23 protein-coding genes are annotated in these 25829 nt (G+C 40.1%); 12 read left to right on the top strand and 11 right to left on the bottom strand.

Annotated features, from left to right (window positions below):
- Positions 1–101 precede the first annotated feature (101 nt).
- On the top strand, positions 102–1109 hold the full coding sequence (locus tag MNY66_RS10125; RefSeq protein ID WP_241500782.1) for a LacI family DNA-binding transcriptional regulator: 1008 nt from the start codon (positions 102–104) through the stop codon (positions 1107–1109).
- Positions 1110–1960: 851 nt separating this feature from the next.
- On the opposite strand, the gene MNY66_RS10120 is transcribed toward MNY66_RS10125, so the two are convergent.
- The 8 genes from MNY66_RS10120 to MNY66_RS10085 are packed head-to-tail and all read right to left on the bottom strand — an operon-like array spanning position 1961 to position 10082.
- Positions 1961–3067: a fatty acid desaturase family protein gene (locus tag MNY66_RS10120; RefSeq protein ID WP_241500781.1), complete on the bottom strand. Its 1107-nt coding sequence runs from the start codon at positions 3065–3067 to the stop codon at positions 1961–1963.
- A gap of 54 nt (positions 3068–3121) precedes the next feature.
- Entirely contained in the window at positions 3122–4297 is a 1176-nt protein-coding gene (locus MNY66_RS10115; RefSeq protein ID WP_241500780.1) for an acyl-CoA desaturase, read from the bottom strand.
- Entirely contained in the window at positions 4275–5402 is a 1128-nt protein-coding gene (locus tag MNY66_RS10110; RefSeq protein ID WP_241500779.1) for a sterol desaturase family protein, read from the bottom strand. The genes MNY66_RS10115 and MNY66_RS10110 overlap by 23 nt, the downstream gene beginning before the upstream one ends.
- A complete protein-coding gene (locus MNY66_RS10105; RefSeq protein ID WP_047256079.1) occupies positions 5395–6006 on the bottom strand; it encodes a phosphatase PAP2 family protein in 612 nt (203 codons plus the stop codon). The genes MNY66_RS10110 and MNY66_RS10105 overlap by 8 nt, the downstream gene beginning before the upstream one ends.
- A complete protein-coding gene (locus MNY66_RS10100) occupies positions 6003–7277 on the bottom strand; it encodes a F390 synthetase-related protein (protein WP_241500778.1) in 1275 nt (424 codons plus the stop codon). The genes MNY66_RS10105 and MNY66_RS10100 overlap by 4 nt, the downstream gene beginning before the upstream one ends.
- Complete coding sequence (locus MNY66_RS10095; RefSeq protein ID WP_047256081.1) at positions 7277–8080, bottom strand: MBL fold metallo-hydrolase; 804 nt, start codon at positions 8078–8080, stop codon at positions 7277–7279. The genes MNY66_RS10100 and MNY66_RS10095 overlap by 1 nt, the downstream gene beginning before the upstream one ends.
- Positions 8077–9081, bottom strand: a complete 1005-nt coding sequence (locus tag MNY66_RS10090; RefSeq protein WP_241500777.1) for an NAD-dependent epimerase/dehydratase family protein — start codon at positions 9079–9081, stop codon at positions 8077–8079. Before MNY66_RS10090 ends, MNY66_RS10095 begins: the two co-directional genes overlap by 4 nt.
- A gap of 14 nt (positions 9082–9095) precedes the next feature.
- Complete coding sequence (locus tag MNY66_RS10085; RefSeq protein ID WP_414738783.1) at positions 9096–10082, bottom strand: 3-oxoacyl-[acyl-carrier-protein] synthase III C-terminal domain-containing protein; 987 nt, start codon at positions 10080–10082, stop codon at positions 9096–9098.
- Positions 10083–10403: 321 nt separating this feature from the next.
- Between MNY66_RS10085 and mlaA the strand changes: the two genes are divergently transcribed.
- Positions 10404–11159 (top strand): phospholipid-binding lipoprotein MlaA, encoded by a 756-nt coding sequence (mlaA, locus tag MNY66_RS10080; protein WP_047256084.1) that lies wholly within the window; start codon positions 10404–10406, stop codon positions 11157–11159.
- Positions 11160–12042: 883 nt separating this feature from the next.
- On the opposite strand, the gene fadL is transcribed toward mlaA, so the two are convergent.
- Positions 12043–13350, bottom strand: a complete 1308-nt coding sequence (gene fadL, locus MNY66_RS10075; RefSeq protein WP_047256085.1) for a long-chain fatty acid transporter FadL — start codon at positions 13348–13350, stop codon at positions 12043–12045.
- A gap of 352 nt (positions 13351–13702) precedes the next feature.
- Between fadL and MNY66_RS10070 the strand changes: the two genes are divergently transcribed.
- The 4 genes from MNY66_RS10070 to sixA all read left to right on the top strand — a co-directional run bounded on the left by MNY66_RS10070 (position 13703) and on the right by sixA (position 18990).
- Positions 13703–13999, top strand: coding sequence for a YfcZ/YiiS family protein (locus MNY66_RS10070; RefSeq protein ID WP_082120800.1), 297 nt, complete (start codon positions 13703–13705; stop codon positions 13997–13999).
- Positions 14000–14385: 386 nt separating this feature from the next.
- A complete protein-coding gene (gene fadI, locus MNY66_RS10065) occupies positions 14386–15705 on the top strand; it encodes an acetyl-CoA C-acyltransferase FadI (RefSeq protein WP_241500776.1) in 1320 nt (439 codons plus the stop codon).
- Positions 15705–17972, top strand: coding sequence for a fatty acid oxidation complex subunit alpha FadJ (fadJ, locus tag MNY66_RS10060; RefSeq protein ID WP_241500775.1), 2268 nt, complete (start codon positions 15705–15707; stop codon positions 17970–17972). The genes fadI and fadJ overlap by 1 nt, the downstream gene beginning before the upstream one ends.
- A 532-nt stretch (positions 17973–18504) precedes the next feature.
- Positions 18505–18990: a phosphohistidine phosphatase SixA gene (gene sixA / locus MNY66_RS10055; RefSeq protein WP_241500774.1), complete on the top strand. Its 486-nt coding sequence runs from the start codon at positions 18505–18507 to the stop codon at positions 18988–18990.
- 3 nt (positions 18991–18993) lie between these two features.
- Here the strand turns inward: sixA and smrB are convergent, their stop codons facing one another.
- Together smrB and MNY66_RS10045 are read right to left on the bottom strand one after the other, a co-directional pair.
- Positions 18994–19536: an endonuclease SmrB gene (gene smrB, locus MNY66_RS10050; RefSeq protein ID WP_047256088.1), complete on the bottom strand. Its 543-nt coding sequence runs from the start codon at positions 19534–19536 to the stop codon at positions 18994–18996.
- Positions 19537–19766: 230 nt separating this feature from the next.
- The gene (locus tag MNY66_RS10045) at positions 19767–20321 is read right to left on the bottom strand and encodes a Dps family protein (protein ID WP_241500773.1); all 555 of its coding nucleotides are present in this window, start codon (positions 20319–20321) and stop codon (positions 19767–19769) included.
- Positions 20322–20807: 486 nt separating this feature from the next.
- Here MNY66_RS10045 and prmB point away from each other — a divergent pair, with 486 nt between their 5' ends.
- The 6 genes from prmB (at position 20808) to MNY66_RS10015 (ending at position 25788) form a co-directional block, all read left to right on the top strand.
- A complete protein-coding gene (gene prmB / locus MNY66_RS10040; protein WP_047256090.1) occupies positions 20808–21740 on the top strand; it encodes a 50S ribosomal protein L3 N(5)-glutamine methyltransferase in 933 nt (310 codons plus the stop codon).
- Between the two features lie 289 nt (positions 21741–22029).
- Positions 22030–23118 carry a chorismate synthase gene (aroC, locus tag MNY66_RS10035; protein WP_241500772.1) on the top strand — a complete coding sequence of 363 codons (1089 nt, stop codon included), beginning with the start codon at positions 22030–22032 and terminating at the stop codon, positions 23116–23118.
- 297 nt (positions 23119–23415) lie between these two features.
- On the top strand, positions 23416–24231 hold the full coding sequence (locus MNY66_RS10030; RefSeq protein WP_053908045.1) for a TSUP family transporter: 816 nt from the start codon (positions 23416–23418) through the stop codon (positions 24229–24231).
- Between the two features lie 17 nt (positions 24232–24248).
- Positions 24249–24800, top strand: a complete 552-nt coding sequence (locus MNY66_RS10025) for an elongation factor P hydroxylase (protein ID WP_241500771.1) — start codon at positions 24249–24251, stop codon at positions 24798–24800.
- Between the two features lie 36 nt (positions 24801–24836).
- Positions 24837–25112 carry a YfcL family protein gene (locus MNY66_RS10020; protein WP_047256094.1) on the top strand — a complete coding sequence of 92 codons (276 nt, stop codon included), beginning with the start codon at positions 24837–24839 and terminating at the stop codon, positions 25110–25112.
- Between the two features lie 118 nt (positions 25113–25230).
- Entirely contained in the window at positions 25231–25788 is a 558-nt protein-coding gene (locus MNY66_RS10015) for a GNAT family N-acetyltransferase (protein WP_241500770.1), read from the top strand.
- The last annotated feature ends 41 nt before the right edge of the window (positions 25789–25829 follow it).

Below are 25829 nucleotides of genomic sequence, written 5' to 3'. Positions count from 1 at the left end.
TTTAATTAGCTAGCTTATATAGTCAGCTAGCTAATATAGCCCGCCGTTCATCCCGCCTAACTTTCTTCTTCATTCCATTTTATTTCAAAGACGGTTTACTTATGGTTACCATGCTTGATGTAGCGCTAAAAGCGGGCGTTTCAAAATCAACAGTATCGCGTGTGCTCAATGGTAAAAATATTGTTCGTGAAGATGTAAAACAGCGTGTTTTGGCCGCAATTGATGAAATTGGTTATCGGCCTAATTTACTGGCGCGTCAGTTAGCGACAAGTAAAACCTATTTAATGGGATTTGTAATGACCAATGCGTTATACAATGGTTCTTATTTTTCGACCATTGTATATAATATTGCCTCATCCAGTGAGAAACATGACCATCAGTTAATTTTAGCGGATGGTAAACATAGTGCAGAAGACGAACGTAAAGCGATTAATTTTTTATTAGATATGAAATGTTCAGGTATTATTGTTTATCCGCAATATTTATCTGTTCAAGAACTTGAAGAAATTATAAGCAATAATACTACGCCTATTATCGTAATTAATCGTTATTTACCTAATTATGTAGAACAGTTTGTGACTGCTGATCACGTTCAAAGTAGTGAAATATTAATAAACTTTGTGCTAGAGCAAGGGCATAGAGAAATTGCTTATATTCATGGAATGAAAGATTCATTTAGTGATCATTATCGCTATGCTGCATATAAAAAAGGATTAGCGAGACTAAATATCCCTTTAAATGAACAGCTTGTAGTATTCGGTGATTGGTCATCGATTAGTGGTTATACCGCGACAAAAGAGCTTCTAGCTAGAAATATAAAATTTACTGCGTTAGTCGCGGGTAATGATGATATGGCTTTTGGGGCGATTAAAGCATTAAAAGAAGCGGGCTATCGATTACCTGAGGATATTTCTATCGCTGGATTTGATAATACGATGATGTGTGAATATACTTTACCGCAACTTACTAGCGTTAATTTTCCTTTTGATGAAATTATTGAACAAGCTATTATGAGAATAATAAATCCTGAATTAGCGCATAAAGAGAATGAGATTAAAGGTAAATTAATTGTTAGAGACTCAGTGATTAAATTAAATGTATCAAATTAAAATAATAAACTAATTAATTTAAAATAACTCATGCTTATTCAGTGTAAATAGAAGAGAGGTATAATTAGTTATCTGATAATAATCCAATATAATTATATTATTTATATAAAATGAATTAGATTATGTTCGATTAGCTATTTTCTAAGCTGTTCTGACGCTAATATAATGGCAATTGTGGGTTAGTAAATAATTTCACATTAATTTTTCGATTTAGCGTTAACTCAGGCTGAAAAAGGAAAAATGTGTCAGGATCACTAAAGAATTCGGTTCTTTTCTACCTTATCCATTGGTATCAGGTAGAAAATGGCGCCTTGGCTAAACGCCGAGGCATTTTTTTACAATAACATTTATCATCACCTTTAACTGAATGTTTTATGTTACCGACTGATACGAGAATAAAAATAGGATGATAATGAGGTAGAGGGATCTAGAAACTGTGTTACAGTGTTGCTTCAATATGTCATATTTAGATTATTTTGTTTTATTATTACAGGCTTAGCTAAAGTGAATTTACTTAACATAGGCTTATTTAATACAAGTATATTCACTATAGACTTACTTAATATAGATATGATATTTATCAGAAGTAATTTATAAGGCAGAATACAAATGAACTGGCCTATTTTTTTTCGAAAGTTAATTAAATTCATTCAAAATACTATGATTATTGTATTAGTTCTATTATTTATCTTTGGGATGATTAATTGGTTTAGATAACTAACTAAATTTGGTTTTTATTAAATTATTATTATATTTCAATATAGTAGCTACTCTAGCATAGTGGTTCTATTTTTTTAGCTCAATATTAATCAATATTTAATATTGAGCTAATTGATATGAAACTAATTACGTTAATCAGTTTTGTTCATATTATTTGTTCCCATTCGACGCAGAAATGATATTTGTGATTGAACCAATTGACGATAGCTAATACAGCGATATGGCATTTTATATTCGTCAGCGAGGCGCGCAATTATTTGGGCAAGGGCTGGATAATGGCGATGGTGCCAACCAGGAAATAAATGATGAGTTAAATGATAATTTAATCCTCCGGTCAATCGCCACAGCCAATGAGGGCTGGGTAACCAATCGCAGGCGGTCATAAAATTATGCTGATACCAACCATGGGGCATCTGATGATTGGCGGGAGGTGTGAAAAACTTGGTTTCAGCCCAATGGGTTCCAAGCAGTAGATATACAACAAGCATTGAAGCCATCATTTGGCTGACTAAATAAGTGAATAAAATCGTGCTAATACTGATCCCGTGAGTGTGAGCTATAGCGAGAGGTAAACCAATCATTACGGTGAGATGCAATAATTTACTGAGTAAAAACAGTAACCAGCCCTGCCAACCAGATAATACATTATTCTCGCGTAAACGTGTTCTTCCGGTACGGTCAGCCCAATCAAAGACTAGTGCAACCCATGATAATGATAAAGCAGCAATTAACGGCCAGTAAATATGTTGATAGCGCATAAAACCGCGCCATTGCTGAAATGGTGTTTGACGGAAAATGCCATTTTCTTCGGTATCAAGATCATAGTGTTCAATATTGGCGTAATGATGATGGTAATCAACATGTCTTACACGCCAAAAATCGGGATCTATACCTAAAGGGAGCGTGACTAAGCGTCCTATAACACGATTTATTCGTGTGTTTTTAAATAAGGTATTATGGCAGGCATCGTGTTGGCAAATAACATTAAGAAACATGATAAGGATGACAAAAAAGCTGTAAGCCATAATATAAACAGCGCTAGATTGTGTGGATAACGCGTAAAGATAACTGGCTATGGATAATAAAAATAAACCCCCAGCGACAACTATATTTCGCTTATTAGCTAAACGGTGATCGTTATTTTTTTGCAGATAATCCTGACTAGCTTGGAGTAATGCTTGATGAAAAGCGGTTTCATCCGCGGTTGAAAAGCGAATATATTCCGACGATGGGTTCATTGACTCTCCGCATAAACAAAATTTAATTTTTTGCTGTTGATTGTTTTCAAGCAATTAAGTGGGAGATTTTGCATATTGATTTGCTCCCATCGATTTCAAAAAACGTTGTTGATAGCGGAATAATTCAGTTGCTGTTATACAGTGATAATCCATACCAAATTTTTCTGCGGTGTGTTTAATAATCTTTGCTAGCGCCGAATAATGTCGATGATTCCAATGTGGAAATAGATGATGAGTTAAATGTAAATTAAGCCCACCAAGCCAATAATTAATCCATTGAGGGCGGGTATACCAGTCATAAGTGGTTGAAAAGGTATGGGTATAAAAACCATGTGGCATATTACCTTGTTCTGGGGCGAGATAAAAAGTGGCTTTCGCCCAATGTGTGCCGAGAATTAATACCACAAAAATTAGTGAGGCGAACATTTGGCTAGCGAGATAAACCCCCAAAATAGTGCTGATCCCGATACCTGTATCCGCAAGCAATAATGTGGGAATGATAATAGTAAATATTAAATGCAGTAGCTTAGATAATAAAAACAATCCAATACCTTTACTGCCTTGATGGCGCATTTTAGCGGCAACACGAGTAAATTTGAATCGATCGAGCCAATCGTATCCCCAAATTAATGCTGGAAATGTCATGGCTGCGATAAAAGGCCAATAAATATGTTGCCAACGCATAAAGGGATACCAGCGCTGATAAGGGGTTTGGCGCAATAGAAAGTTTTCTTCAATATCTAAATCATAATAACGAATATTGGTATGCGCGTGATGAAAAATAATATGCCGTACTCGCCAGCAATCAGGATCTAAACCTAAAGGGATAGTTATCCAAAAATTAATCCAACGATTAGCTGTAGCTTGTTTAAAGATAGCGTTATGTGAGGCATCGTGAACGATATTAATCGCTAATAACAGCGCAAAACAAATAAATATAGGATAAAAAATATAAAAATTGAGGCTGATATTATTTAGGCTGAATAGATTGCCGCATAAACTAATGGCATAACTTCCTAGGCACAATAAAATTAATATCCCGCTTTTGACGTAAAAACGTAGATCAGCGAAACGATGATCATTATGCTGCTGCAAATAGCGTTGCGCGGCAGCTTGCAGTTCGCGATGAAAAGCTAAATCGCTACGAGAATGATAACCTAATGCGCGCAGTGGCTTTATATTGGCATTTTTATTCAATATGATGGTTTTAATTAACATAAATATTTTCATGGTTTGGATTTCTACCTAAGCCACACAATAACGCCAGTGCATGCAGCCATAATAGGCTAGTTGTTAGTAGCCAAAAAATATTTTGCCAGTGCCAATAGAAGATAATCACGCTGCCAAGAACAGAGGCTAAAATAAACCAGCTGTAGAGCCCCCAAGAGTAACCGGAGGATAAGCCAGATAATGCAATCGTGCCGAGCCCCAAGAGGATAAATAAGCTGACTTGCTGCATGCTAGTTCCGTTATAGCCATACCCGTATAAATAAACATAGCCAATCACGAGGGTGAACAGCAGTAAAGTACCGCTGACTAATGCAAAGGCATGTATATGATATTTAGACTGAAAGTTAGTTATTACTTGGCGTTTGATACCCAGTAAGCGTAAAAAAGGCCGATTGCTGTCGATGAATGGGTTTTCACTGGCAGGTTCGCCGCGGATACCGTATTGATAATCAGCGTCGGGTAATGCTGAATATGTCCCAAATAATTTATCCCAAATAATAAAACTACCTCCAAAATTACGCTGTGAATAATGGCCTTGTTTGACATGATGCACTTTATGGTGGTGCGGTGTGACCATTATTTTTTCCCACCATCCTAATGGAGGGATCAGCGCACTGTGATTAAAAAATTGGATGGTATAATGAGCAATAGAGACGGTAATAAAAATTTCTAATGGGATGCCGATTAAGGCTAATAACATAAAAAACGGTATTGAAGTTAACGATGAATACCAAGAATTCCTAACGCCTAGCGATAAATTAAACTGTTCCCCTTGATGATGAACAACATGTACCGCCCATAAGGCACGGAAGGTATGGTGTAAGCGGTGTAGCCAATAGAAACCAAAATCCCAGGCTAAAATAGCCAAAATCCAGACCCAAAGCGGCGACCAGTTATCTGTTATACCCAAAGAATAGTGGCTGACGACAAATCCGTAGCAGAATAACTCTAATCCACGGAATAGCCACAGCATAATATGGCCAGAATTTAGATTGAAGGTTAGCTCTCGCCAGTTGACCGATTGGTGATGGGAGCGCGTAATAATTAATCCTTCGATGATCACCACGGCCAACATAAAAATAATCGGGAAAGTTAATTCATTCATGGTAGTTCTCTTGTCGTCTAAGCTGAATTTTATCAACAACATACCAAGCCATCGTAGCGGTGATTATGCCGCTAATGACATCGATAACTAAATGTCGACGCAATTGGATCACCGAGAAGCAGATCAATAGAGCCCAAACAAAATAGCCTGCGGTTCGAATTTTGTGGGTTTTTGACCATAATGCATACAATACCAATAGTGTTAATGACACGTGCAATGAAGGTAATAAATTTTGTTGAGTGTCAATAGCAACGAGTTGTAGTACTAATTGCTGAGCCAAACCATGCTCAAGCGTGTTGGGATAGTCCATGGTGGTCGGAAATAAAAGATAAATTATGCCTGAAAGTAGAGCGCATAACTGCATAGAGAGCATGAGAGGCACTATCTTATTTCGCTCAGCTAGCAGATAACCACAGGGAATAAATAAGAAAAAAGATAAATACAACCAGATCCCTTGTACCGAGTAAGCGATATTTTTATCTAGCCAGCTGGGCATTAATTTGGTGGCATGTTCAGAGAATTGGCCGGTAAATTGATAAATAATTCCGACCGTGCCCCAGCCAATCATGCCGCATAAAATACGATAAACTAACGGGTGTCTCATGCCTCCTCCCTGCGCATAATTCGGCGGCGCTTGTTGGCTAAGTGTGATTCAATCATTGCTGGTTGTAATGTCCATCCTAATATCTCAGTATCTGCGCCCTGTTGCTTAAAATAGTCCATTAATTTGTGTTGGCACTCGCTAAGTTGGGATAAATTACATTCACCTTGCAGTGTGAGATGCGAGCCGTGTTGTATTAATCGAAAATCTGCCGTTAATGGAAGTTGATTGGCGATTAATCGTGCGCAAGGATCAGCAAAAATAGTGATGGGATGACCGGTTTCATCTTTGAGTTGTAATTGATCATCACAGCGACCTTCGATTCTTTCAATCGCTATTTGTGGATCACCACAGGGGCAAGGTATCGTACGAATGACGAGAATATCGTCGAGTTGATAACGGATAATGGGCTGCGTTTCGCGGGTAAAATCGGTAATGATCGGTGAAAATCTGTGACTATCTAGCCATTTAGGTTCGATGTGTAAAAAAGCTTCGTTTAAATGCAAAGTACCGTGAGCACAAGTACAGCCTAAAAATCCCTCGGTTGCTTGATAGACTTCTGCGACGCAGGAAAATGTTTGCGCTAAGAATTGTTTATCGTGCGGTTGTAATACCTCTGCAACCGAAATTACTTTTTTGGTTGATAGTCTGATTTTTTGTCGCTGGCATGCTTTAGCTATCGCACATAAGACTTGTGCCGGTGCAACAATAATGGTGGGCTGATAAACGGCTAATTGGGCTAATTGTTGTTGAAAGTCTGCCATCAAATCGTAAAAACGAAAGGATAACCAGCGATTATTTACGCTCTCATATAGATTGTTATTAGCTCGTAAAAAAAGCGCGACCCGTTCGCCATGGAATAAACCGTTAGGCAGCGTTTTTGCTAACATGGCCCCAGACCAAATATGTTGTTCTCTGGGGCTAACAACAAATAAGCCCCGTCTACCGGAGGTTCCTGAAGATAAACCTACGCTATATTTGCCTACGGTTGGTGAAAAATTGCGTGATTTTTCACTCCGTTGTGCGCAGTCTATTAATATGTCGGCTGATAATCCTACGGTGTTCATTTCATTGAAATTTTCCATCATGATCTGCTTATTCATCAATGGATATTCGGCTAAGGGTTTGCCAACATAAGGGGCGAAATAGCGACTTTTAGTCAGTATTCGTTGAGCATGCCGTTGAAAAGCGGCTTGCTGATGGGCCTCTAGTGCAGAACGATCGGCAAATGAGCGCTGAGATGCTCGCCAATAATGCCATAGTGTCGCTAACATTAGGCTAACTCTCCTTCATGGCAGAGCTGGATCTCGACGTGGCGTTTGTCTATTTCGTGTAATTTATTTAGAGTTTCATAGTAAGCTTGCTTATCATCCATGATGATATTGGCAATTGCCATAGGCCCGCGTAATTGACGATAATTGGTCGGTGACCATGCTGCATCTGCCGCCAATAGAATCCATCCTTGTTCGGTTAAAACGCATAAACCAATATGTCCCGCGGCATGGCCTGGCAAAGGAACAATGAGTAATGTTTTCTCTGTATTAACCGCAAAGCCTTCGCCGAGAATTTGTAATTCGTCGGGTAATGGACAACGAGGAAAAGCTTCATAAAATTTAACGCGTGTTTCAAAATCCTCAGGAATAAGCCCAGGCACAAAGGCATTTTTTAAGGCCGAAAATCCGCGCAGCTTTCGGGTTTTTTGCCAGCCATCGCCGGAACAAATATAATCAATCTGTGGAAAGTCACGTAATCCGGCAATGTGGTCGCCATGAAAATGCGAAATAATTAAGCCATTTATATCGGCAGGGCTAATACCTTCACGTTGTAATTGTTTGACTAGTGAATCTTTAGTTTCGAAATAGACCGGTGTTATAGACCGATATAAGCGAATAATGCCATGACGGGTATGATCATAAAAATGCTGAGCATATCCGGTATCAAATAACCAGCGCTGATGATTATTTTGTAAAAGCCATGCCCTAGCCGGGAATTTGCAGGCTTTAAAACTGGCACCTTGCAACGCAATACAGCCCGGGTGGGTACAATAACCGACTTCAAATCGACGAATTTCAATCATAGTATGGCCTTATTATTCAACCAGTTAGCAGTTAATTCGATACCAGTTTTCATATCATACACAGGGTAATATCCCAATTCTTGTTGGGCTTTTTGATTATTCAGTGTCATGGTGAAATAAGCGGCACCGACGCTATAGCGAGTTAATAAAGGTTCTTTACGGTTAATGTAGGAGCCTGCTTCTAATAACGCGGCTAAACTCCATAAAAGTGGATAGGGTACTGATTTTATGTGGCATTTAAGCGCCAATTGTTGAAATAGCTGCTGCAAGGTGAGAATTAAAGGCTGAGGCTGTTGATTGGTAATATTATAGGTAGCGCCGCTGGATAAATCGGGTTTTTGCGTTGCTAACTGCATGCTGTGAACCACATTCCCAACATAAGTGAGATCAAAAGTATTTTTTCCACCCGCGGGTAAAATCAATTTTCCTTTACTGTGCCTAATTTGTGCCAGTAAGCGAGGTAATAATACTCTGTCATGCGGGCCAAATAATCCACGAGGTCGTAAAATGATATAACGAGTAGCGGGGTATCGATTAACTAATTGCTGGATAGCTAATTCGGCGAAATATTTGCTGCGTGCATAATCGTTGGCAAATTGTGTATTGCTTTGTGATTCGGGGATCTGTTGCTGGTGGCTGAAATTAAAATAGATCGCTGGAGTTGAGATATGGACGAATTTAGCAACATTCATCTCACCAGCAACATTAGCTAATATTTGGGTTGCCTGCCAATTGATAGCTTCAAAATCAGCCCGTTTACCCCAAGGCGCAGAAAGTGCCGCGCAATGCCAAATCGCATCACAATCGGCGATTAATAGTTGCGCTTTTTCGTGGGTTAAGTTAAGTAACTCAATCGGTTGAAATACCATACCTTGCGCGGTTAGCTCAGCGCCTGCATGCTGATCACGACCACAACCAACCACTTGGTGCCCTTGTTGTAATAGCCATTCGGCCGCATTACGGCCTAATCCGCTGGTTGCTCCAGTGACTAAGATTTTCATCGTTCCCTCTTCTACTATGGGACTAAAATCATGGCGCAGAGCGCTAGCCCGGCCGCCGTTCCTATCAGCATGGAACAAGATTTACCATAAAAACGATCGCTAATAATCGCGTGATGTAATGCTGTGGGAATAGAGGCGGCGACTTGGTTACCGTGATGGCGATAAATATCAATTAAATTTTCGGTGGGAACACCTAAACGCCGACGCATATGTTCAAGTGATAGATGGCTGGCTTGATGTGGTATTACGGTATCAATTTGATTGAGTGTTAAGTGTGCTTGTGTCAGTATGCGCTGCATAAAATCTTCAATCAATGATGATGCTAAACGGAATAACGGTTTTGGCTGCATATGAAATAAAAAATCACTAGGCTGCATGCCTGAACGCGGATTACATCGTGTCCCCCCGGCTCTAATTTCGCATAAATCAAGGCCTTGAGGGTAGGTTTCAAGCCGATAAGTTAGAATGCCGCTGTTGCCATCCCCTTTTTCGACAATCACACAGGCAGCACCATCACCGAAAATTAATGATGATTCTTCATGTTGCCAGTCGATTCCACGTGAGGCTAAATCGGCCGAGACAATAGCAATACGCTGATATTGTTCTGTAGCTAATAACCCAGCGGCAACCTGCAATGCATTAATAAAGCTCACACAACTGGTATTAATATCGAAGCAGGCAATGCCAGCTGGCAAATCTGAAACGGCAAGAATATGTGCCGCCGTACAGGGCAATGCCTGAACCGCGATTGCGGAAGCTGAAATCAATAAATCAATACTTGAGGGAGCAATATGTTGGGCTGATAAGGTGTTATGCAGAGCTTCTGCGGCTAAAATTGCTTGGCTATCATTATCCTTTGCATGGTAACGATACTCAATTCCTGAATGTTTTTCTACATAACCTAGTTGTTTATTCAGTCTTTGATCTAATTGGGATGACCAGACCTTATTCCGCGGCAATGCGATGCCAGAGGCAATTATTTTTAATGGTGTCAGCGCCATGTTATCACTCATTATTAAGGTTTTTGGATTTAATAATTAACAAATAATTAAATTAGAGGATATAGGAATAAACAGAAATGTTGCCATGGAGAGGAATAAAGTAAATTTTCAGCCATAATATGTGAGGAATAGAGCTTTAGTTATTCAGGAAGGAGATGAATCAAACGGGATAAATAGTGCTTTATTCTTGTAAGAATAATATTTAGCAACTAAATTAATTAACACTTAATTTATTTTATCAGTATTATTAGTAGATTATTTTTACTGTTATAAAGCGGTGATACAGAATAAGTATGGCCCTTATATATGCCGGAGAATGTTATGGGATTTCGCTTAAGCGGAGTTATTTTGGCTGCTGTATTAATGCTAGGCTGCTCAAGTTCAACAGAGACTAACCATCAACAGCGCTCAGATCCGTTAGAAGGATTTAACCGCGCGATGTTTAATTTTAACTACAATGTGTTAGACCCCTATGTACTACGTCCAGTCGCAGTTGCATGGCGCGATTATGTACCAATGCCAGCTAGAAATGGAATGAGTAATTTTTTTGGAAACTTAGAAGAGCCAGCCAGTATGGTGAATAGTTTCTTGCGGGGTGAGATTAAACAAGGATTTAAACATTTTAACCGTTTCTTTTTAAATACTGTTTTCGGTATGGGTGGATTAATTGATGTTGCCGCGATGGCGAATCCACAACATTTAGCCAAAGAACAACCTAGCCGTTTTGGTAATACATTAGGTTATTATGATGTGGGCTATGGTCCTTATGTGGTTCTACCGGGGTACGGTAGCTTTACAGTGCGTGAAGAAGGTGGCGATTGGGTTGATAAAACCTATCCGTTACTAAGCTATTTGACGTTTTGGATGTCAGCTGGAAAATGGGTACTTGAAGGTGTAGAAACACGAGCTCAATTGCTTGATTCTGATGGCTTATTAAAGAATTCATCCGACCCTTATTTAATGATGCGTGAAGCATATTTCCAGCGTAATGATTTCTTATCGCGTGGGGGCGAACTTTCCCCTGAAACGAATCCTAATGCGGTGGCTATCGAAGGCGATTTAGATTCAATAGATTAATTAGTTATCGATTTAATGATTGAAATATTAGCGGTAAGGAAAATATTTTTGGGTTGTTTATCGTAAATAAAGAATATTAATTAGATGCATCACTCTCTTATTGGCGACTCTTACCAGTAAGAGAGTGATGTTGTATGGTAGTTCATTTCTCAGTATTGCCTCGGTTAGACAAGGTTTCTATCAGTGCCATGACACTGAGGATCCCAATAAAGCCGATAGAAAATAGTACACCCATAATAATCCTCCTATGTGGTCATATCTAAACCTCTTTTTCACTTGCCTGCATAATATCATTGGGTTAATAAAGTTATTACAAGTGTTGTGATGTTGTGAAAGTAAAATTAAGTTATTGTTAGCTAAAGGGAGAGTTAACGATGAAATTAATCCTGAGATAAAATACAGGCTTAATCGTATTTAGCCATTCAATTAGCTTAGTTATAATCAGCAATTAGTGTTAGTTCGCGGTTAACGAATACATATAATTTGCCTTAACTTAATTAATAAATGAAGTGTAAAAAAAGGTCAAGTGTTTAAAAAATGTGAACTGGATCATTGACGGGTATTTTTTATAAAAAAACAAATAAAAACAATAGATAAGATAATAATTCACATCATATAGAATATTTGAATTATTAATTACAGATGATTATTGGCTGTGAATGTGTTTAAAAGGGCACATCACATACAGGTTATATATTATCGCTGAGCTATCAAAATGATGCCAGCGAATACATGACAAGAGGATAAAATAAGGGATAGTTGATAATCCTATCCCTTATTGTGTTTTTATTAACAACGCTATTGATATTTAAATATTGCTATATTTTTAAAAGTGATATTTCTAAACTTAAACATTTTAAAGTAATGTTTTAAAGCAATGCTTCTAGAAGCTATAGTTAAAGTTAATTCCTGATAACCACGCAGAGCCGCTAGATTTAAACTCGTATTCTGGGTTAGGAATATTTTTTGTTTTTTCAGTGACGTTTAATAGTCTTTCTTTAATTTTAACGGTTTGTCCGCTCATATAAGAAATGCCGAAGTCAACAGAGGCGTTTTCATTAAAGGCGTAAGTTGTACCGGCACTGAACCACAGGCGGTCTTGATCGGGAATCGAAATTGAACGTTTGTTACCCGGAACTGGGCTATCATCAAAAGCCATCCCTGTACGGAAGGTCCAATGATTATCATGATAATAAGTGGTACCTAAAGCTAGGCGGTATGCGCCTTTAAAACCTTCATCTTTATAAAATAATTCTTCATTGCTGCCTTTTGCGTTAGCGCGCAATTCTTTAAAGCTGCTCCAGTCCGTATAGGCGAAGCTGTAATGCACTGCCCATTGAGGTGCCACTTTGTTATACCCTGAAATCTCCCAGATATCGGGTAATTCAAGATCTAATTTACCTTTTATGGTAGCACCGTCTGTGCCAACAAAGCCCGGAAGCATTCCGACAGGGATATCATTTTTGTATTTACCGTCTTTGAAATTAATTTTAACTTTAGAACGATAGGTTAAGCTGAATCGGTTGTCTTTATCTAATTCATATAAAATACCGGCATTCCAGCCATAACCCCAAGTATCCCCAGTTAAGTTGGCCATCGTGGTACTAGCTGGTTTTCCTACTAGTTTACCTAAATCGCCTGCATGACGGGTAATTTTAGCATCGGCATATACTGCATTAACGCCTAAACCAAAACTGAAGTGATCATTTAAACGGTAAGCACCACTGAGGTTAATATTGGCTGTTTTAAGGTCGGTTTTCCCACCAATCGGTCCAGCCGCATAGTCCTTTTTAAAATCAGTGGCGAGGCCAAAGTTACTGGTGATGGAAGAACCGACAGCCCATTTGTCATTAATTGGAAAAATAAAATGCGCATTAGGAATTATGGCACTGGGGGCGATATCTTTGGCATTGGTGCTATTCCCTTTAGGTGAGCTACCTTTGATATCCACTTTAGGATCGATATAAATAGCCCCGAGAGAGATAGCGGGTCTATCAAACAACATCATTGCTGCGGGATTGCGGCTACCTACGCTTGCGTTATCGCCTATTGCACCTTCCCCGGAAAAAGCACGTCCTAGTGCGGTGGTTGAATATTCATTTAATTGAAAGCCTGCTGCGCCTGCATTTGAAGAAATTAAGGCAACGGCGATGGCTAATGTTGAGCGAATGAACAGGTTTTTTTGGCTCATGACCAAAACCCTCATGTTTTATTGTAATTAAAGCGACTTCTATCGCAAGAAGCGCTGGATTGTAGGGTCGCTTGCCCAGATGACAAATCTGACCAGTTGCTAGAGTATAGGTCTGACCACCTTGATTGTTGCAAGTGTGTTTTTGATTTATCGCTCAATTGTTTTCAAAAATGCGAGCTGTTTAACAAAAAATCAACATCCACATAGCATGAAAAGTGCAGAATAAGCGGAAAACCATGATTAGATCAAATTTATGAGTAATATTGCTAGAAAAGCAGCGGTATGACTGGTTTTAAGGGGGTTGAGAGCGCTATGATAACTTTTTACCAAACGGTTTTATTGGGAGATTAAAATGACTGATGCGATTAAACGCTGTAGCGCGGAAGAAACGGCAGCATGTTGCTGTGTAGATGTGGGTACAGTGCTTGATAATAAAGACTGTACCGCATCGTATCAGCACTTGTTTGCTACTCAGCAAGAGGCTGAAGCCATGCTGAAAACGCTAACAGAAAAAGCGAAATCTGTAGAATCTGATCCTTGTGTGATTAGCCATAAAATTGAAACTACCACTGATGGTGCTCAATTAACCGCAGATTTTAGTTTTAGTTGCGAAGCTGAAAGTCTAATTTTTCAATTAGGCCTGCGTTAATCAATTGATTAATTTAATTCTCCGCCCGTTATTCGGGTGGAGAATAGTTAGTTTTGATTAAAGTTAACTTACAAATTATTTATCTTCCTCTTTTCTATTGCTATTAACTAATCCGCTAATCAATACACTAACCGAATAAAATTCAGTCGTTATTTAGTGCGCTGAGTTATCACCCGCCAGACTTGTTTCTCAAATAATTTCCGATAAATCTCTATAGATTATGATTAAGTTGTGTGCAGCTTCGCATTTTTGTCTTATCGTCCTTGGCGAATTGTGAATAATTAGTTAACAATAATAACAGGTCAGACCTCTGACTCTATAATTTGACTTTACTTGGATTATGTTAACTGTATTTATATTCGTGCATAGCGCTAGCAGGAGCTACTATGAGTCAATTTCCCCTTGGTACAGAAGGTGTTGCCGCTGCAAAAGAGCGAATTGCTATCGTTAGTGGATTGCGTTTGCCTTTCGCTAAACAAGCGACTGCTTATCAAGGCATTCCTGCCATCTCACTCGGAAAATCAGTGGTTTCTGAGTTAATTATCCGCAGTGGTATTGATCCGCAATTAATTGAACAATTGGTATTTGGTCAAGTTGTTCAAATGCCTGAAGCACCCAATATTGCGCGTGAAATTGTATTAGCGACCGGTATGAGCGTGAATACTGATGCTTATAGCGTCTCGCGGGCTTGTGCCACCAGTTTTCAGGCAATAGCAAACGTAATGGAGAGTATGTTAGCGGGGCATATTTCTGTGGGAATTGCCGGCGGAGCGGATTCATCGTCGGTGTTGCCTATTGGCGTAAGTAAAAAATTAGCCGCGACGTTATTAGACCTAAGCAAAGCAAAATCGCTGACTCAAAAATTATCTATTATATCGGGCTTACGTCCGCATGATTTATTGCCCGTTGCACCTGCGGTAGCCGAGTATTCTACCGGGTTACGGATGGGGGATACCGCTGAGCAGATGGCGAAAAGCTATCATATTAGCCGTGAGCAGCAAGATCAGTTAGCGCATAGGTCTCATCAATTGGCTGCCAACGCATGGGCTAAAGGGGCGCTAAATGAGGAAGTGATGACCGCCTATTTCCCGCCTTATCAACAAGCATTCCAGCAAGATAATAATATTCGTACTAATTCTGTTTTAGCTGCTTATAGTCAATTAAAACCTGCATTTGATAAGCGACATGGCACAGTTACTGCTGCCAATAGCACGCCATTAACTGATGGGGCGGCTGCGGTATTAATGATGACTGAAACTAAAGCCTTAGCGCTGGGTTATACGCCTCTAGGCTATATTCGAAGTTTTGCTTTTTCTGCTATTGATGTTTGGCAGGATATGCTTCTTGGGCCTTCTTATGCGACACCTCTGGCGTTAAAACGGGCAGGTTTAACCTTGTGTGACTTAACATTAATCGATATGCACGAAGCTTTTGCCGCGCAGACACTGGCGAATATTAAAATGTTTGGTAGTAAGCAATTTGCCCAACAAAAATTAGGTTTAGCCCATGAAATTGGTGAGGTTGATATGGATAAATTTAATGTATTGGGTGGGTCTATAGCGTATGGGCATCCTTTTGCCGCGACAGGGGCGCGTATGGTCACTCAGACTTTACATGAGCTACGTCGCAGAGGCGGAGGATTCGGATTAACTACCGCTTGTGCAGCGGGCGGCTTAGGCGCTGCTATGATACTGGAGGTGGAATAATGAACCATGATCCTCTAAATCATGAGTTACAACATAACGATCTGCAAAATAATGCCCAACGAAAGCATGAAGTTAACAATCATGAACCGCTAAATTCAGGTTCTCTAAAAACAGAATATGCCGCAGAGGCATTTCAGTTTGAAGTACATGCAGAGAATGTCGGTATTATTTTTATAGATGTGCCTAATGAGAAAGTGAATACTCTTAAAGCAGAATTTGTCGATCAATTTGCTGCTATTTTACAGCGGGTACAAGCGACGCCCGGCCTAAAAGGGTTAGTTATCACCTCGGGTAAAGCCGACAGCTTTATTGCTGGTGCGGATATTAGCATGATTGCACAGTGTAAAACTAAACAAGATGCTAGTTCATTAGCGAAAGCGGGACAATTACTGTTTGAAAAACTTGAAAATTATCCTTTGCCTATTATTGCCGCGATCCATGGAGCTTGCCTTGGCGGGGGTCTAGAGCTGGCATTAGCCTGCCATGCGCGAATTTGTTCTCTCGATGATAAAACCCGTTTAGGGCTGCCCGAAGTTCAATTAGGATTATTGCCGGGTTCAGGGGGGACTCAACGTTTGCCGCGCTTAATTGGTCTTGCCAATGCTCTCGATTTAATGCTGACTGGGCGCTCAATTAAAGCCAAGCAGGCATTAAAAATGCGCTTAGTAGACGATGTTGTGCCGCAGGCTATTTTACTTGAAACTGCGATAAAGCAAGTCCAATTAGGACTTAAATGCCGCCGACCGTTGGCTTGGCAGCAACGATTATTATCCCATAAATTGATTGCTAACAATGTGTTAAATTCGGTCAGAAAAAAAGCCTTAGCCAAAAGTAAAGGGCATTATCCTGCGATTGAAAAGATTATTCAGGTGGTGGGTATTGGGCTAGAAAAGGGCATACAAGCGGGCTTACAAGCGGAGGCGAATGCGTTTGGCGAATTAGCAATGACGCCAGTTTCTGCGGCATTAAGAGGCCTATTTTTTGCTTCTACAGCACTAAAAAATGAATCTGGCTCAACGGCAAAAGCTGAAAAAATAGCTAAAGTAGGTATTCTTGGGGGCGGGCTAATGGGGGGAGGTATCGCTTATGTTACGGCAATGCGTGCTCAATTACCGGTTAGAATCAAAGATATCAATAATCAAGGAATAACTCAGGCTCTTAATTATAGTTGGCGTTTATTGACGCAGCGAGTAAACAAAAAGCAGCTTTCTCACCAACAAAGAGAACGCATTATGTCTCGTTTATCCGGTAGCCTTGAGTACAGTGGTTTGGAAAATAGTGATATCGTAATTGAAGCTGTTTTTGAAGATCTGGGCTTAAAAAGAAAAATGTTGGCAGAAATTGAAACAAAAAGCCAAAAAAAGACTATTTTTGCGTCAAATACTTCTTCATTGCCAATTCATCAAATTGCATCAGAGGCACAACACCCTGAACGAGTGATCGGTCTTCATTATTTTAGCCCGGTCGATAAAATGCCATTAGTCGAAGTTATCCCTCATGCCACCACCGACGAACAGACGATCGCTACAGTGGTTGCATTGGCTAAAAAACAGGGGAAAACCGCAATTGTGGTGGGGGATAGCGCTGGATTTTATGTTAATCGTATTTTAGCGCCTTATCTGAGTGAGGCCGCAAATTGTTTATTAGCCGGAGAATCTATTCATCATATTGATCAGGCATTGGTCGATTTTGGTTTTCCCGTAGGCCCATTGAATTTATTAGATGAAGTCGGCATTGATGTTTGTACTAAAATTTTGCCAATATTAGTCCAGCAACTCGGTGAACGTTTTAATGCCCCGGAAGTGTTGAGTATTATCCTTAACGATCAGCGACAGGGACGTAAAAATAACCGAGGTTTTTATTTATATCCTGAAAGTGCATCTTCCCAGAGCTTGTCTAAATTAATGTTTTGGAACAAGGATCGTCGATTAGAAGATCCGTCGATTTATCCTTTGATTGGTATCAAGCCATTAAATAAATTGAGCAAAATTGATATTGCAGAGCGTTGTGTCATGTTAATGCTTAATGAATCTGTACGTTGTCTAGCGGAGGGGGTTATTCGTAGCCCGCGAGATGGCGATATTGGTGCAGTATTTGGTATCGGTTTCCCTCCATTCTTTGGCGGCCCATTTCGATATATTGACAGCGTGGGGAGTTGTAAAGTGGTTGAAACTTTACAACGTTTGGCTCAGCAATGGGGTGATAAATTTGAACCTTGTGATAAATTACTTCATATGGCTGAAAATAATCAGAAATTTTATTCTTAGACCGGTTTGGCCTTATTGTAGATTGAGTCCTATCAAATATTCCCTGAGTTGCCAAATGGCGGAAAGCTGCGCGATAACCGTCATATAAGTTTGAATAATAAGTTTGAATATTCGGCGATTATTTTGATAAATAATCGGCTAAACAAAAAGATAAATATTATACTCGCTGGTCTTTTTGCAGGAAAATGCTGATTAAGTCATTTTATTTCTACCTTAATTGATGCAAAATCGTCTTTTGCTCTCAACACACCGATTTGTATGTGATTGAAATATTAAAAAGTTGGTGGTTTAACACTGATCATATTGGTTATTTAGCGGTTATTGGTGTGATTGAGGGAAGACAATAATGAACTTAATTGAAGAAGCTCGCTGCTGCATAGTTAGTGCATAGCTGCATCATTTAACGCTTGTAGTTTTAAGGCTAATATTGTAGTTCTATGGCTAATATTCAGCTGGTATGTCGCTTAATATGCTATCTGATATAGCGCGGATACTCAGTCAAGCATGCAGTAAGCGACTCTAATGGTGAAATATGCAGGTTTATATTATGCGTCATGGCGATGCAGTTATGCATGCAGCGAGTGATGCTGAGCGTCCATTAAGTCAAAAAGGGAGGGATGAATCGACAATCATGGCGCAATGGCTAGAAGCACGCCAACCGCACGTCGATAAGGTTCTGGTTAGTCCCTATTTGCGCGCGCAGCAGACGCTCGAGGTATTAACTCGCTCATTAACATTACCCGCCGAGGCTGAAGTAATGCCTCAATTAACGCCTAGCGGTAATGAGGAGTATATCGCCAGTTACATTGGTGCGCTGGCCTCAGAAGGTATTAACGCGATACTGATTGTTTCACATTTACCGTTGGTGGGATATTTAGTCGCACAATTGTGCCCAGCAGAGCAGCCACCGATGTTTAGTACATCCTCTATCGCCAGCATTCAATTTGATACAGAACGCCAAAAAGGGCAGTTAGAGTGGCAAATTGGCCCAAATCAGGTTCGCTTAATGAGCCAATAAGGGTTAACGTCGCGCTGTTTCTTCAGTTTCAATTAATAGTAGCAGTGCGGCATTTCCTCCCCATTCTTTAGGGGCCTGATGGAAAGCAATAATATCAGGATGTTGAGCCAGCCATAGCGGGGTTTGCTGTTTTAAGATATGTTTACCGTGCCCATGCATAATGCAAGCACAATAGACATGCTCGCGTTTACAGGCTGAAATTAGCGCCCCAATTTCTTGTTTGGCTTGTAATTGTGTTAATCCATGCAAATCTAAAAATAATTCAGGGACATAATCGCCCCGACGTAATTTTTTTAATTCGTACGGGCTGGCGTTCGGGCGTAAATAACGCGCGGGTCCTTCATTATCTAATAGTGGTTGAAATTCGTCAGAAAAATAATACGAGGCATCGACTTGTTCTTGTATCACTCGTTGTGCGGAAGGTTTAGTTATTTGCTTACGCTTCGGTGGATGAACAATAGTGTCTTGTTTAATTTTTCGGGCACCATTAATCGATGCTTTAAATAAAAGAATATCTTCTTGATTAAGTCCAAATTTATTTTTCATTTTATTTTTTCACAATGCTTTTTTATTTAGTTTACCTGATTTTAGTTATTTTTGGTTCGTAAACTGGTGAGATTTTAGGGGGAAAGGATAAATAAACCCGATAAATATAAGTTGGACACTGAAATTTAGCCCATATTTGGGCTAGCATTGAAAAAAATAGTTCACTAAAAAGCGGAGCCAAAGCCCCGCTAATATTCATAGATAATGCTTTAATGGTCCGTTAATGAGAATTAATGGCCCGAGGTTTTCGCTTCGCGGCATGCCTCGAATAAGAACCAAACACGGCGTTCGGTTTCATCAACCCAGTTTTCAATTAAACTTGCAGTAGAAATATCACCATATTTATCACACACTTGGTGGGCAGCGCGGAATTCTGCAGCCAATTGTTTATTATCTTCACATAACTCAGCCAGCATATCTAATGGTTCTACATATTCTGCATCATTATCTTTGATACGTTGCATTTTTGATATTTGACCAATAGAGCGCAGGGTCATACCACCCACTTTACGAATTCGTTCCGCAATAGGATCGGTCATTGCATACAGTTGATCAGCATGCTCATCAAGCAGCAGATGGTAATCACGGAAATGAGGACCACTCATATGCCAATGGAAATTTTTTGTTTTTAAATAGATGGCAAAAATATCTGCTAACACGGCATTCATTGCACCGCTAATATCCTGACTTGCCTTTTCGCCTAAATCAGTAGGTGTAGTTAATGGACGCAACAGTGCAGCTTCTGCTTCTTTAGCTTCGGCTTTAGTCAGTTTTGTTTTACTCATTGTGATCTCCTATTGATTCCCTAAATTTCGATACATCAACGTGATTATGTAAACTCATGATTAAGTATAGACGCTAATTAATAAATTAGACGGTGCTAACTTATTAATTTTTTTGTTAAATCAAAAGATGATTATGATTAATCCTGTTGTATATCTGTGTTTTCATTATGGATCAATCTAATAAAAATACTAAAAAAAGTGCCATTTATTTGATTTAAATCTAATAAAAAGACAGATAATTAGCTGAGATATTTAATTTTTCTTATTAATTCATTATGTTACTAATAATTTTCTATTTTTGATATTTTTGCAGTTTATGGGGTGCGATGCGGATAGGTGCATGATGAACAAGATTAAATCTAGATGAAAACATGCTAGCCAATAAATTCTGTCAATCAAATGCTGATTTGTCTGTCACTTCATGGCAAACTTACGCTCAATCATTTTTAATAAACCGTGGCTTTAGAAAGGCCGAAGAGAGATTTTTTGGATAAGATTTTTGTAGATGAAGCGGTTGCGGAGTTACGCACCATTCAGGATATGCTGCGTTGGACCATGAGCCGTTTTAATGCGGCCGATATTTATTATGGTCATGGTTCAGATAATGCATGGGATGAAGCGTTGCAGTTAGTACTTCCAACGTTATATTTACCGTTGGATCTGCCGGATGCGATGTTAGCGTCTAAACTAACCTCTTCGGAGCGCCATCGCATTATTGATCGTGTATTGCGCCGGATAAACGATCGCATTCCGGTGGCTTATTTAACGAACCGCTCTTGGTTTTGTGGACATGAATTTTATGTTGATGAGCGTGTATTAATTCCACGCTCACCGATTGGTGAACTGATTAATAATCATTTTTCTGGCATTTTAACTGACGAACCGTCAACGATATTAGATTTATGTACAGGCAGTGGCTGTATTGCGATAGCCTGTGCTCATGAATTCCCATTATCGGAAGTCGATGCTGCCGATATTTCTGTCGATGTATTGGCGGTTACTGAGCAAAATATTGAAAACCATGGCTTAAGTCATCGTGTTATTCCTATTCGCTCAGATTTATTCCGTGATATGCCTGCCGTTAAATACGATTTAATTGTCACTAATCCACCGTATGTTGATGCTGAAGATATGGGCGATTTACCGCAAGAGTATCAGGTTGAACCTGAACTAGCATTGGCAGCAGGCAGTGATGGGCTGAAGTTAGTTCGTCGTATTTTAGCCAATGCGCCGCGATTCTTATCGGATAATGGTGTGCTAGTATGCGAAGTTGGCAACAGCATGGTGCATTTAATGGAGCAGTATCCAGATATTCCATTTACTTGGCTGGAATTTGAATACGGCGGTGACGGCGTATTCATGCTTACGCGTAAGCAACTGATTGAGTGCCATCATCATTTTGAGTTGTATATCGATTAAATTAATCGCTGGAAGATTGGCTATTGACCCCGCGCTAATCTGACCATCAATAATGTTTTATGAGCCAGATCCCTGAAAATAACAGGGGTCTGGTTTTTTATGGCACGTACATAATAGGCGATCCCTATCCTATTACAGACTATTCGGTTATCGTTAAAAATGGGTTATTTTGCATATAATTAGTTGAACTATTGCAGTGAGTTGAACTATTGTGATTAATAGGATAAATAATGACATAACATCACAATAGCTATTCAATATAGCCACTTAATTAATAGGAATATCAGCAATGGCAGGAAACTCTATCGGGCAATTGTTCCGTGTCACGACATTCGGGGAATCACATGGGATTGCATTGGGCTGCATCGTCGATGGCGTACCGCCCGGGCTGGCATTAACCGAAGCTGATTTACAAGGCGATCTCGATCGCCGTCGTCCCGGCACCTCACGTTATACCACTCAGCGCAGAGAGCCCGATCAAGTTAAAATTTTGTCTGGAGTGTTTGAAGGTGTAACCACCGGCACCAGTATTGGTTTGCTGATTGAGAATACTGATCAGCGTTCTCAAGATTACAGCGAAATTAAAGATGTTTTCCGCCCTGGGCATGCCGATTACACCTATGAGCAAAAATATGGATTACGAGACTACCGAGGTGGCGGGCGTTCTTCTGCACGTGAAACGGCGATGCGTGTGGCGGCAGGGGCGATTGCTAAAAAATATCTGCGAGAAAAATACGGGGTAGAAATCCGCGCCTGTTTAACTCAAATGGGTGAGGTTAATTGCGAGATAAAAGATTGGTCAATTGTCGGCGAAAATCCGTTTTTCTGCCCTGATCCGAGCAAGCTAGAGGATTTAGATCAACTATTGCGTGGATTAAAAAAACAAGGCGACTCAATTGGCGCTAAAATTACCGTGGTGGCAGAGAATGTCCCCGCAGGACTAGGCGAGCCAGTGTTTGATCGCTTAGATGCAGATATTGCACATGCGATGATGAGCATTAATGCGGTTAAAGGCGTTGAAATTGGCGATGGCTTTGGTGTTATCTCATTGAAAGGTAGTGAAAATCGAGACGAAATAACCGCGCATGGTTTTACTAGTAACCATGCGGGAGGCGTATTAGGTGGGATCAGTAGCGGTCAGCCAATTATTGCCCATATCGCGTTAAAACCAACATCCAGCATTACGGTCCCAGGACGTACGCTTAATCGTGAAGGTAAAGAAGTCGATATGATAACCAAAGGCCGTCATGATCCTTGTGTCGGTATTCGTGCCGTCCCGATTGCCGAAGCGATGTTAGCGATTGTGCTGCTAGATCATTTATTACGCCATCGTGGACAGTGTGCGGATGTCACGCCGTCCGCGCCGTCATTTAGTTAGTTATTGTTCCCCAAGTGCAAGCTGTTTGGGTCACCTAATTTTCGCATTAAGAATTATATGGCTGAAACTTGTGCTTGGAGATAACCTATTATTTTGATAATTAATTATTGATTTCGTTAGAACATTATTTTGATCTAAGCCAGCCACAAGCTCGAGGCTAACCATTAACGATTGGCCGAGAAAATAACAGGAGATTGTTGATATTTAATCACTTGAATACTGTCGGTCTGACGAGAGATAAATAGCGTAATACTGTCAATACAGTAAGTTAAGCAGCGTATTTTTAGGGAAAATATTATGGATTGGCTTATCGGCGCATCAGAAAATTATGCGTTGGCTATTTATGCGTTATTATTTTTTGTTGCGTTATTGGCTGGATTTATTGATTCCATCGCTGGTGGTGGTGGATTATTGACTATTCCTGTTTTATTGTCGGTAGGTATTACACCTGTTGAGGCATTAGCGACCAATAAATTACAGGCAGTAGGAGGATCTTTCTCAGCCAGTCTCTATTTTGTCCGGCGTAAGGCCGTTAATCTGCGCGATATGCTGCTGCCATTTATTATGACGGTGGTCGGTGCGATGGCAGGCGCTATCATTATTCAAATGATCACAACCGATTTTTTACGCCAATTACTGCCAGTAATGGTGATATTTGTTGGGCTGTACTTTTTGCTTAGCCCCGCAATTGGCCTTGAAGATCGACAGCAACGTGTATCCACCTCGACGTTTGGCTTAATTTTCGGTACGGGGATTGGTTTTTACGACGGCGCCTTTGGCCCCGGAACCGGTTCATTTTTTGCATTAGCCTGCGTTTCTTTGTTGGGATTTAATTTAGCCAAGGCAACGGCTCATGCCAAAGTACTGAATTTTGCTTCGAATATGGGCTCATTAGTATTTTTTATTATCGGCGGTCATGTGCTTTGGGTGCTGGGATTTGTTATGCTAGTCGGCCAAATGATTGGCGCACGCCTAGGCGCACGTTTGGTTCTAACCAAAGGACAGAAACTCATTCGACCGATGATTGTTATTATTTCTTTGTTGATGAGCTTAAAATTATTAATCGATAGCCATGGTGATAAAATTTATGCATGGCTCTCATCACTCTTTTAATTTGACCGTAACGACTCATGATTGAACACCATTATCAGCATCTTATCGATATTTTTAATCAATGTTTTAGCGAAAGTTATAATACTCAATTAGTCAAAGGCGATGGTGAACCCATTTATTTACCTGCCGATGATGAGGTGCCATATCACCGAATTGTGTTTGCTCATGGTTTTTATGCCAGCGGGTTACATGAAATTTCACACTGGTGTATCGCGGGAGAAGAACGGCGGAAATTAGTCGATTTTGGCTATTGGTATTGCCCTGATGGGCGAGATCAACAAACTCAAGCTGAATTTGAACGTGTAGAAATCAAACCACAAGCTTTTGATTGGTTATTCTGTGTTGCCGCGGGTTTCCCATTTAATGTCAGTTGCGACAATTTAGAGGGAGATTTTGAACCCGATAGAATTTTATTCCAGCGTAAAGTGCATGCACAAGTGATGCAGTATTTGGAAAATGGTATCCCAGAGCGACCATTAAGGTTTATTAAACAACTACAATCGTTTTACAATACTCCCCCTTTAACGGCTGAGAGCTTCCCTTATCCGGAAGATCCTTTTGCCGCTTGATGATTTATTTGACTAACTACAGTAAGGATTTTTAGCATGCTTGCGGATTTTGAAACACGCATCCTGGCACAAATTGATGATAGGGTTGAACACGGCAGTGACGACGAACTCTTTGCAGGAGGCTATCTGCGAGGTCACTTGACCCTTGCTGTGGCGGAGTTAGAAGAAGAAAATGACACCAGCGTTGAGGCATTATATCAACGTGTTGAAGAGAGCATCCAAAAAGCCATTAAAGCCGGTGAATTGTCTCCACCTGATCAAGTATTGGTGCTCGATACATGGAAACAATTGCTCGATAATGTACGCGATTAATTGTTAGTACTAACGTCGTGAGTCAGGGAACTCGTCAGCCTTGTGGGCTCCCTGAATTTAAATCTAAACTTGCTATTTATCATGGCTCTCTCTCTCTTAACCAACTGATAAATTCATTATGCCGTCTATTTTTTCTGTTCGCCCGACTCATCCCGATGAAGCCCCATTATTAACCGAGATAGAGCGCAGCGCCGCACAAATTTTTTTGACGGATACTGAATACGCTTGGATAGCCACCAGCGAGGTGCAATCGGTTGAAGTACATCAACAGTTTATTGCTAACCATGCCAGTTGGGTCGCTGTGGAACCCGATACCGCACAGCCGATAGGATTTATTAATGTGCAGTATTTTGATAATAAGTGTGCTGATAATAAATGTTCGGCCAATAATTTACATATTTGTGAATTATCAGTCGCACAAAAATGGCAAGGCAAAGGGGCAGGAGGGGCATTGATGGCGTTTATTATCGCGTATGCTAAACAGCACGGCATGGCAACAATTAGCTTGACCACTTTTCGCTATGTGGTTTGGAATGCCCCTTATTATCAGCGCTTAGGCTTTGTGATCCTCGATGAACATCAATTGCCCCCCACATTAACGGCAATATTACAGCGCGAAGCGGCGGCAGGTTTTACACCACACAGCCGCTGCGCGATGCAGCGATTGTGTGAATGAAAAACAAAGAATAAATTATTCATGCAGCTAATTGTGATAAA

The sequence above is a fragment of the Moellerella wisconsensis genome, assembly GCF_022592395.1.
GTDB classification, from domain to species: domain Bacteria; phylum Pseudomonadota; class Gammaproteobacteria; order Enterobacterales; family Enterobacteriaceae; genus Moellerella; species Moellerella wisconsensis.
Note: the sequence above shows the minus strand (reverse complement) of the source record. Positions and strands in the feature narration are given on the sequence as shown.

Bases quoted from the DNA above. Each gene is read 5' to 3' on its own strand.
- fadL (WP_047256085.1), bottom strand. From the start codon at position 13,350: ATGAGCCAAAAAAACCTGTTCATTCGCTCAACATTAGCCATCGCCGTT.
- MNY66_RS10115 (WP_241500780.1), bottom strand. From the start codon at position 4,297: ATGAAAATATTTATGTTAATTAAAACCATCATATTGAATAAAAATGCC.
- MNY66_RS10100 (WP_241500778.1), bottom strand. From the start codon at position 7,277: ATGTTAGCGACACTATGGCATTATTGGCGAGCATCTCAGCGCTCATTT.
- MNY66_RS10090 (WP_241500777.1), bottom strand. From the start codon at position 9,081: ATGAAAATCTTAGTCACTGGAGCAACCAGCGGATTAGGCCGTAATGCG.
- smrB (WP_047256088.1), bottom strand. From the start codon at position 19,536: ATGAAAAATAAATTTGGACTTAATCAAGAAGATATTCTTTTATTTAAA.
- fadI (WP_241500776.1), top strand. From the start codon at position 14,386: ATGAGTCAATTTCCCCTTGGTACAGAAGGTGTTGCCGCTGCAAAAGAG.
- MNY66_RS10015 (WP_241500770.1), top strand. From the start codon at position 25,231: ATGCCGTCTATTTTTTCTGTTCGCCCGACTCATCCCGATGAAGCCCCA.
- fadJ (WP_241500775.1), top strand. From the start codon at position 15,705: ATGAACCATGATCCTCTAAATCATGAGTTACAACATAACGATCTGCAA.
- mlaA (WP_047256084.1), top strand. From the start codon at position 10,404: ATGGGATTTCGCTTAAGCGGAGTTATTTTGGCTGCTGTATTAATGCTA.
- MNY66_RS10085 (WP_414738783.1), bottom strand. From the start codon at position 10,082: ATGGCGCTGACACCATTAAAAATAATTGCCTCTGGCATCGCATTGCCG.
- MNY66_RS10095 (WP_047256081.1), bottom strand. From the start codon at position 8,080: ATGATTGAAATTCGTCGATTTGAAGTCGGTTATTGTACCCACCCGGGC.
- MNY66_RS10025 (WP_241500771.1), top strand. From the start codon at position 24,249: ATGATTGAACACCATTATCAGCATCTTATCGATATTTTTAATCAATGT.
- MNY66_RS10110 (WP_241500779.1), bottom strand. From the start codon at position 5,402: ATGAATGAATTAACTTTCCCGATTATTTTTATGTTGGCCGTGGTGATC.
- MNY66_RS10030 (WP_053908045.1), top strand. From the start codon at position 23,416: ATGGATTGGCTTATCGGCGCATCAGAAAATTATGCGTTGGCTATTTAT.
- MNY66_RS10020 (WP_047256094.1), top strand. From the start codon at position 24,837: ATGCTTGCGGATTTTGAAACACGCATCCTGGCACAAATTGATGATAGG.
- MNY66_RS10045 (WP_241500773.1), bottom strand. From the start codon at position 20,321: ATGAGTAAAACAAAACTGACTAAAGCCGAAGCTAAAGAAGCAGAAGCT.
- aroC (WP_241500772.1), top strand. From the start codon at position 22,030: ATGGCAGGAAACTCTATCGGGCAATTGTTCCGTGTCACGACATTCGGG.
- sixA (WP_241500774.1), top strand. From the start codon at position 18,505: ATGCAGGTTTATATTATGCGTCATGGCGATGCAGTTATGCATGCAGCG.
- MNY66_RS10120 (WP_241500781.1), bottom strand. From the start codon at position 3,067: ATGAACCCATCGTCGGAATATATTCGCTTTTCAACCGCGGATGAAACC.
- MNY66_RS10125 (WP_241500782.1), top strand. From the start codon at position 102: ATGGTTACCATGCTTGATGTAGCGCTAAAAGCGGGCGTTTCAAAATCA.
- MNY66_RS10105 (WP_047256079.1), bottom strand. From the start codon at position 6,006: ATGAGACACCCGTTAGTTTATCGTATTTTATGCGGCATGATTGGCTGG.
- MNY66_RS10070 (WP_082120800.1), top strand. From the start codon at position 13,703: ATGACTGATGCGATTAAACGCTGTAGCGCGGAAGAAACGGCAGCATGT.